The organism is Marinomonas polaris DSM 16579, from assembly GCF_900129155.1.
GTDB lineage: Bacteria > Pseudomonadota > Gammaproteobacteria > Pseudomonadales > Marinomonadaceae > Marinomonas > Marinomonas polaris.
In genome coordinates this window covers 1-9,035 of record NZ_FQVF01000037.1, presented here as the reverse complement: position 1 = coordinate 9,035, position 9,035 = coordinate 1, and the positions used below count along the sequence as shown (strand labels likewise).

Genomic DNA, 9,035 nt, shown 5'->3' with positions numbered 1-9,035 from the left:
TTAATGATTTTTAATGATTTTTAATGATTTTTAATGATTTTTAATGATTTTTAATGATTTTTAATGATTTTTAATGATTTTTAATGATTAAATTTATAGGTCTAACAGTTAATGTCCACTATTATTTTTTATAATATGCATATAACAAAACTAAAAATTAAATTAAAAAACCTTTTATTTGAGTTAATTATCCGGCCTTAGTTCGACTAAAATACACACCGACAATCGTAATCACAAAACCGATGATTTGAATGGTTGTCATGGATTCATTGAATAAGAAATAACTTTCTACTGCCGCCAAAGGTGGCGCTAATAGCAACATAGTCGAAACCTGTGACGCTCTGACTTTTCTTAATAACCACACCATTAAGAAAACACCGCCGCCAGATAAAATAAGTACGCCCCAGATAATGAGCAAGAAAGATTCCAGCTGTACTTGGAACAAGGTTTCACCCAGCAGTAGCATAAAGCCAATAGATACGACACTCGCAGCTAGGTTTTGCACAGCCATAGAACTAAAAATATCAGACGATGAAATCGACATTTTCTGGTACGTGACACCAAGAGACAAAGCAAATATCGCTGCGCAAGCCAAGGTAAACGTCAGCAAGGATACGCCGCCATGGCTCATATCTAATTCCAATGCAGGACTCACTACCAGCAGCAAACCCACCATACCAACCAGCATCCCGATGATTCCTTTAAGGGACGTTTTTTCTTTGATCAACAAGAAGGCTAGCAAGGTAACCAAAGCTGGTTGTAACGCGCCAATCAACGCCATCATGCCAGCAGGCAAGCCTTTGGCGATGGCCACATAGGCAAAGCCAAGGTAGAAACCATTCATCAGCATGCCGGCAACAATGTGTTTAGGTAACTCTTTCAATGAGGGAAAGCGTCGACGCTGCCACAAGGCAATTGCAAGAAATAGTAATCCAGCTAAAACAAAGCGGATACTCAGGAATACGTTAGGATCAATCAGACCGACAATGAATTTTCCTGTGATAAAGCCTGTCGACCAAATAACCACTAAAAGTACATATAAAAATGCCATTCAAATTCCCTTTCTTTTTTTAGCAATAGGCATTCGCTAAGCGTTACCCAAATAATTTCAAAACTCGTTCTCTAAGAAGCCGGCTCTAATTTCTTCGCTCAAAAGACCTAAACCGATCAAGAAGCTCAATTTCACAAACGCAGCTTCGTAAGTCATATCTATCCCCGAAACAACACCCACTTTAACCAAGGCAGAGCCAGCCGCATAAGCACCAGCAGCGACGCTTCCAGCGCCACATTGGCTAACATTGACAATAACAACTCCGCGGTCTGTAGCAGCTTTTAATAGTGTTAAAAGAGCAGGATCTTTATCGGGAGCATTGCCTGCTCCATAGCTTAATAACACAGCACCTTTTACGTTCTCACTCAACAAGCCTTGCCAATGAGCGACCTGTACACCAGGGAAAACAGGCAGAATAGTTACAGAGCCTTCGTCCATCTCGGGGATTTGAATGACCATTGGTTGCTTAATAACATTCGTAGAGCGCCAGCGCCAATCAATACCCAAGACGCCTAGCTCTGGGCAATTTGGAGAGCTAAAAGCCTGCCAATCACTGGTGTGAGCTTTATGAGCTCGGTCACCTTCTATCAATCGGCCTGCGAAGAATAAAAACACACCATTTATGCCTTCTTCACAAGCCGAAATAGCCCCCATGACATTGATCATGGCATCAGTGCGCACCTTGTACATAGGCACTTGCGAGCCGGTCACGATAATAGGTTTGTCGCTGTGAGCAAACATAAAAGACAACGCCGCCGAGGTATAAGCCATGGTGTCTGTGCCATGCAAAACAATAAAAGCATCGAAGTCATGCCATTTGCTTTCAATATCACGAGCGATAGTTTGCCAGTCTTTCGGTGTAGCATTGGATGAATCGATCAAGGTTGGATAACTGGTAATCACAAAGTCATGGGCAAGTTCGTCGGATTCGTTTAAGTGTTGGGTAAGATGATCTGCAAAGGCCGCATCTGGTATCAAGCCTTGATCCGAAGGCACCATCCCAATCGTGCCACCTGTGTAGGCAATATAAATCTTCATCTGCTGATTTTTCCTCTTTGTTAATCCTATTTCAGGACGGGACACTTAAGACATAAAAGGCGCTATTCTTTAGAAAAGCGCCTTTTATTTTATTCATTAGAAACTTAGAGAAATTACATACGCTCTAAGGTTTCAATCCCTAGCAAAGACAAGCCAAGTTTTAGGGTTGAAGCAGTATTCAAAGCCAATTGTAAACGACTATGTTTTACTTCGTCTTCAGCATTAAGAATAGGACAAGCCTCGTAGAAAGTCATAAAGGTTCCCGCTAAGTCGTACAAGTAAGCACACAAGAAATGCGGCATACCGTCGTTAGCAACCTGTTGAATTGCTTCTTCAAACTGACACAACTTAACTGCCAAAGCGCGCTCTTGTGGTTCTTCAACAGAAATATCGCCGGTCAAGCTAGCTACATCAATTTCAGAGCGTTTAACGATGCTCGCTACGCGAGAATATGCGTACAACAAGTAAGGTGCTGTGTTGCCTTCGAAGCTCAACATGGTATCCCAGTTGAAAACGTAATCACTGGTACGATTTTTTGATAAATCAGCGTATTTCACTGAAGCAATACCGACCACACGACCAATGTTACGCAACTCTTCTTCGCCCATTTCTGGATTCTTCGACGCCACCAATTGATAAGCACGCTCTTGGGCTTCTTCCAATAAAGACGACAATTTCGCAACGCCACCAGAACGAGTTTTGAATGGCTTACCATCACTGCCCATTACTGTACCAAACGGCATGTGTTCCAGTTGTGTTTCTGGTTTCACAAAGCCCGCTTTGCGAGACAAGGTGAAAATTTGTTGGAAATGCAAAGACTGGCGTGCATCCACAAAATACAACACACGGTTGGCATTCAAAGTATGTTGACGGAAACGCACCGCCGCTAAATCCGTTGTAGCATACAAGAAGCCACCACCGGTTTTTTGGACGATAATAGGTGTGATCTCGCCTTCTTTATTGGCGAACTCTTCCATGAAAACACATTGTGCGCCATTGGACTCTTGCAGCAAACCTTGATCTTTTAGCTCATTGATAACGTTCTGTAAGTCATCGTTATAAGCACTTTCTGGCATCACATGTTGACGCTCTAAAGAAACACCTAACATCTTGTAGGTTTCTTCACAGTGAGTCATGGAAATATTGATAAACTCATCCCAAAGCGCCAAACATTCTTCATCACCAGACTGCAGCGCCACAACCAATTCACGAGCACGAGCGGCGAAAGCTTCGTCCTCGTCAAAGCAGGTTTTCGCCGCGCGGTAGAAGGTTTCAAGATCCGCAAGCGCCATGCTGATTTTGGTGTTATCCGCACGTAAGCGTTCCATGTAAGCCAACAGCATACCGAATTGCGTACCCCAATCGCCTACGTGGTTTTGACGAACAACGTGATGACCAAAGAACTCAAGTGTGCGAACAACAGCGTCACCGATAACGGTAGAACGCAAATGACCAACGTGCATTTCTTTGGCAAGGTTTGGCGCAGAGTAATCTACAACAACGGTTTCTGGAGCCTCAACATGGTTTACATCAAGACGCTCGCTGGTACGCAATTGCACCAACTCTTTGCTCAACCAAACATTCTTCAAGAAAATATTAATAAAACCTGGTCCGGCGATCTCCACCTTATCAGCAAGATCAGACAGATCCAATTTCTCTAGTGTGGCTTGGGCAAAATCACGAGGATTCATTTTTAGCGCTTTTGCCGCGCCCATAATACCGTTGGCTTGGTAATCACCAAATTGAACTTTTGCTGATTGACGAACTAACGCTTGCGCAGTATCAGACGCGCCAGCCGCAACCATAGCCGCTTGAATGCGTTGATTTAGAAGAGTTTGAATATTCACAAGGGAGACCTTTAAACAGTAAATATGCCGCTAATAATGGCGACACATTAGAATCACACAGCCCTCTGACTGTGACCAATCAGAGGGCTGAATTCAAAAAATAGTTGCACTAATGATAAACGATTTTCGCGCTTTTAGCGAAAGAACAGCTTGCAAGCTTCGTTGTTATTTTCGTCTTGATATGGATAACCTAGCTCATCTAAGAATTGAGTTACGTCTGTTTCTTCTCCAACAGCTTGTAAACCCACCAAGACTCGACCGTAAGCATCACCGTGATTGCGATAATGGAACATAGAAATATTCCACTGTCCGCCAAGAGTGTTTAAGAATTTCAATAAGGCACCCGGACGCTCAGGGAATTCAAAGCTGTACAACAATTCACCCTTGTCGCTGCGCAAATGCCCACCAATCATATGGCGAACATGAACCTTAGCGGTTTCATCATCGGTTAAATCAACGATTTCATATTCTTTTAAATCTTCCAGTAGCTCTTTGCGGCTATGCGGGCTACCACCTAGTGCAACACCAACAAAGATAACCGCTTGCTGATCATCACCATAACGGTAGTTAAACTCAGTGATATTACGACCAACCAAGGCTTGGCAGAAATCTTTAAAGCTACCTGGATGCTCTGGAATTTTCACCGCAATTATAGCTTCACGCTTTTCACCCAATTCCGCGCGCTCAGATACATGGCGCAAGCGATCAAAATTCACGTTCGCACCACTGTTGATGGCGATAAGTGTTTGGCCTTTTGCATCTTCACGCTCGATATATTTTTTCAAGCCAGCCAAGGCGCACGCACCAGCAGGTTCAGTAATCGCTCGTGTATCATCGTAAATGTCTTTGATCGCCGCACACATTTCATCGGTGGTAACAGTGATCACTTCGTCGACCGTGTCTTTGGCAATCGCAAAGGTGTTTTGTCCGATTTCAGCCACGGCAACGCCTTCAGCAAAAATACCCACAGTCGCTAAGCGAGTTGGTTTGCCTTTTTCTAAGGCAATTTTTAGACAAGCAGCATCTTCTGGTTCTACACCGATGATTTTAATATCTGGACGAAGGTACTTGATATAAGCCGATACACCAGCGATTAGACCGCCACCGCCAACAGGAATGAAAATCGCGTCGATGTTACCTTCGTGCTGATGTAGGATTTCCATGCCGATCGTACCTTGACCCGCAATAGTATCCAAATCATCGAATGGATGAACGTAAACTTGACCCGTTTTCTCCATGATTTCACGAGATTTTGCGGAAGCTTCATCAAAGGCATCACCAAACAAGATCACTTCTGCACCGTGATTACGTACAGCGCTAACTTTCACTTCTGGCGTGGTCGCTGGCATCACAATAGTCGCTTGAATGCCAAGCTTTTTCGCCGCCAAAGCCAAGCCTTGCGCATGATTACCTGCCGATGCTGCAATAACGCCACGAGCGCGTTCTTCTGGTGTTAACTGACAAATCTTGTTGTATGCCCCACGAATTTTGAAAGAGAAAACTGGCTGCAAATCTTCTCGCTTCAAAATAATCTCGTTGCCCAATCGATTCGACAATTGATTGGCACGAGACAGTGGTGTTTCTACGGCAACGTCATAAACGCGCGCCTGTAGAATCTTTTTAATCATGGTATGAGGCATAGTGTTTCCTAAACGAATATAAATCGACAACACGATGTTCTTAACGACATCTACGCTGACTGCTAGTCAAAAAAAACCGAGTAGGAAATATACTCTTTCACCTCTCTTGGCGCAAAGACAGATCACGTCTAAATCCACATCAAAAAGGCATAAAATCGATAAATAGCTTGATCAGGCGGGGTAACAATCACGTCTTTAAGCGCCTATAATATCGCCACCATCAGAGGTGGCTTATCATAAAAAATAAGCCGAATAATACCGCCCCCTAGTAAAATTATAATAGAAGGTGAACATCACCATGACTCAAGACGAATTAAAACAAGCCGTTGCAGAAGCCGCGGTGGCTTACATTCTTCCTATGTTAGAAGCCGATACTATTGTCGGTGTTGGCACAGGCTCGACAGCAAATCTATTCATTGATGAATTAGCCAAGCACAAAGGTTTATTTGACGGCACAGTGGCAAGCTCTGAAGCTTCTGCAGAACGTCTGAAAAAACACGGTATTCCTGTCTATGATTTGAACAGCGTTGACAGCATTCGCGTGTATGTCGATGGTGCTGATGAATCGAATGACAATCTGCATTTGATTAAAGGCGGTGGCGCGGCACTAACTCGCGAGAAAATCGTTGCAGCATGCAGTGATGAATTCGTCTGCATCGCGGATGAGTCTAAACTTGTTAAAGTTTTAGGTGATTTCCCACTACCAGTTGAAATCATCCCAATGGCACGCGGCCATGTAGCGCGTGAATTGGTAAAATTAGGCGGAGATCCGGTTTATCGTGAAGGCGTTGTCACTGACAACGGCAACCATATTCTTGACGTCTACAATCTAGAAATTCTTGATCCAATCGCGCTAGAAAAAAGCATCGACGGCATTGTTGGTGTGGTGACGAATGGATTGTTCGCAAAACGCTCTGCGGACGTTTTGCTATTAGCCACGAAAGATGGCGTTAAAACACTGAAAAAATAATCTTCAGTGTTTTAAGCCATAAGATATGAAAAGCCGCTAAATTAAAACCAGCGGCTTTTTCTCATTAACACAAATTGCCCACCGCCTAACACCACCAAAACTACGCAAAACAACCAAAAAGCAGCACTGCTATCAGTGCCAGGCATACCGCCAATGTTGATACCAAACAAGCCAGTTAAGAAGCCCAACGGCATAAAAATACCTGACAGAATCGAAAGTACATACATTCGAGCATTCATTTTTTCAGCTTGTAAGTTTGCAAACTCTTCTTGCATCAACAAGCAACGCTCGCGCAACGACTCCAAGCCTTCGACATAGCGAGTAATATCGTTAGCCGCTTCTTGTACTTGTGCTGTTTGCTCCGGTGTCATCCACGTAACAGATTCTTGCGACAATTTATTAATGGCTTCTTTTTGCGGAACCAAGAAGCGTCTTAGACGAATGGTTTCAAGACGACGTTGAACAAGAGAATCACGCTGTCCTGCCTCTATTCCTTCACCAATGCTTTCTTCTAAATCCGCAAGCTCATCCTCTAAACTGGTAATAACTTTCGACATACGTCCAGTTAGAGTTTCTGTCAGTGTCGCAACAATATCGCCCGTATTCGTTGGACCTTCATTGTTAGACAGATCCTTGACGACATCTTGTACAGACAACAGCTTACGACGACGACTAGAAACAATAAAGTGAGGCGTTACCCAAACACGTAAAGACACCATATCAGAAGGATTAGACTCTGGGTTCAAATTCACCCCACGCAGAGTTAATAGTAAACCCTTGCCCATTTTTACCGTACGAGGGCGAGTTTCTTCCGCAAACAAAGCCTCGACAGCGGTTTCAGGGATACCTTCTAAACTCGATAACCACGCGTACCCTTCCTCTTCGCGACAGTCTAAATGTACCCAGCGGCAACCTTGGTCAGGTAAGACCTTAGGTAAATCTGAAACAGGTAACGACTTAGCGCCGCCTTGACCATCAAGCTCTAAGTTGTGTACAACAAACACAGACATATTTAATCCTCTCAACATTTTGCGTAGATTATCTGAAAACGTTGGTTTTCCCTATTTATTTTGCCTTCATATTCCTACCTTGGCTGACACTCAATGTCTAGAGTGGCATAATTTAAGCAACTTCAAATAACAAGGAAATGCCAGATCATGCAAAATCTACCTGATGTTTTAGCATCCAGCGCGACACCGAAAACATTACAAGATGTGTTAGCGGTCACTACTGATACCTGCATCGCAATTTCTGATGCGCTGAAACAAGGCTCGCTTGCAGGTATTCTAGGCATGGCTGGCAATGAAAATGTTCAAGGCGAAGAACAGAAAAAACTGGATGTCATTTCTAACGATATGCTAAAAGAAGCACTATCTGCTTGCCCATCAGTTAGAGCGATTGCTTCGGAAGAAGAAGATTACATAGTGCCAGCCAACACTGATGGCGAATACTTCATTGCTTTTGACCCATTAGATGGCTCTTCTAACATCGACATCAACGCCATGGTAGGAACTATCTTTTCGATCTATCGACAAACAGGTGACAAACCAGCAACCGAAGCTGATTTTTTGATTCCTGGCAAAGAACAAGTCGCAGCAGGTTACGTTCTCTACGGCCCATCAACCATGTTGGTTCTTACCACTGGCGATGGCGTTGATATGTTTACTTACGACCCAACCAAACGTGTCTTCACGTTAACCCATGAAAAAGTGCAAGTGGCGAAAGACACTCAAGAGTTCGCCATCAACATGTCTAATCAACGATTCTGGTCTGGCAACATGCAAAGCTATGTGAATGATCTAGTAAAAGGCAAGGAAGGGGCTCGCGGTAAGAACTTTAACATGCGCTGGGTAGCAGCTATGGTGGGTGACGTACACCGTATCCTTTGTCGCGGCGGTATCTTCATCTATCCTTGGGATAACAAAGATCCATCTAAAGCTGGCAAACTACGTCTAATGTATGAAGCTAACCCTATGGCAATGCTATTAGAGCAAGCTGGTGGTAAAGCTCATACGCACACTCAACGCATTCTGGACATTCAACCAGAAGCTATTCACCAACGCGTTGCCGTCATACTGGGTGCTGCGAACGAAGTGGATAAGTGCCTAAGTTATTAACACTCAAGTTAAAATTCATTTTGCTTTGAGTGCATAACATCACAAGTTAATAACAAGAAGGTCGCCTAGCGACCTTTTTTATTGTCCGATGCTTCGATTAACACTTTACGGAAATAATCCAAGTAGCGCGTCCTTATAAGACCGAAGCCTCATGCAAGATTCTATTCACATTGTTATTCGAGTCGACGCGTTAAGGTACGAGACAGGCGCAAGCTCATTTAATAGTAAGGCGAAGGCCTAGAATCTAGATGGGCAAAAGTAGACAGAGGAAGACATATCACCATAGGTGATTTCCTGCAGGCAGCAGTCAGCTGAACTTTCCTTGAGCCAAAAAAAAGCCCTGACAGCGTTAGCTATCAGGGCCTTCTTAAT

The 9,035-nt window shown here is 43.7% G+C and carries 7 protein-coding genes; 2 read left to right on the top strand and 5 right to left on the bottom strand.

Features of this window, described 5'->3' with window-relative positions:
• Positions 1–187: 187 nt before the first annotated feature.
• The 4 genes from BUA59_RS23155 to ilvA all read right to left on the bottom strand — a co-directional run bounded on the left by BUA59_RS23155 (position 188) and on the right by ilvA (position 5,576).
• Positions 188–1,051, bottom strand: a complete 864-nt coding sequence (locus BUA59_RS23155) for a DMT family transporter (protein ID WP_072842452.1) — start codon at positions 1,049–1,051, stop codon at positions 188–190.
• A 57-nt stretch (positions 1,052–1,108) separates the two neighbouring features.
• Positions 1,109–2,089 carry a type I asparaginase gene (locus BUA59_RS23150; protein ID WP_072842451.1) on the bottom strand — a complete coding sequence of 327 codons (981 nt, stop codon included), beginning with the start codon at positions 2,087–2,089 and terminating at the stop codon, positions 1,109–1,111.
• A 113-nt stretch (positions 2,090–2,202) separates the two neighbouring features.
• Complete coding sequence (gene argS / locus BUA59_RS23145; RefSeq protein ID WP_072842450.1) at positions 2,203–3,936, bottom strand: arginine--tRNA ligase; 1,734 nt, start codon at positions 3,934–3,936, stop codon at positions 2,203–2,205.
• Between the two features lie 134 nt (positions 3,937–4,070).
• On the bottom strand, positions 4,071–5,576 hold the full coding sequence (gene ilvA / locus BUA59_RS23140; protein WP_072842449.1) for a threonine ammonia-lyase, biosynthetic: 1,506 nt from the start codon (positions 5,574–5,576) through the stop codon (positions 4,071–4,073).
• Positions 5,577–5,874: 298 nt separating this feature from the next.
• On the opposite strand from ilvA, the gene rpiA reads away from it, so the two are divergent.
• Entirely contained in the window at positions 5,875–6,546 is a 672-nt protein-coding gene (gene rpiA / locus BUA59_RS23135; protein ID WP_072842448.1) for a ribose-5-phosphate isomerase RpiA, read from the top strand.
• Between the two features lie 41 nt (positions 6,547–6,587).
• Here rpiA and BUA59_RS23130 read toward each other — a convergent pair whose 3' ends face one another.
• Positions 6,588–7,556 carry a zinc transporter ZntB gene (locus BUA59_RS23130; protein ID WP_175550815.1) on the bottom strand — a complete coding sequence of 323 codons (969 nt, stop codon included), beginning with the start codon at positions 7,554–7,556 and terminating at the stop codon, positions 6,588–6,590.
• A gap of 147 nt (positions 7,557–7,703) precedes the next feature.
• Between BUA59_RS23130 and BUA59_RS23125 the strand changes: the two genes are divergently transcribed.
• Complete coding sequence (locus tag BUA59_RS23125; protein ID WP_072842446.1) at positions 7,704–8,663, top strand: class 1 fructose-bisphosphatase; 960 nt, start codon at positions 7,704–7,706, stop codon at positions 8,661–8,663.
• Positions 8,664–9,035 lie beyond the last annotated feature (372 nt).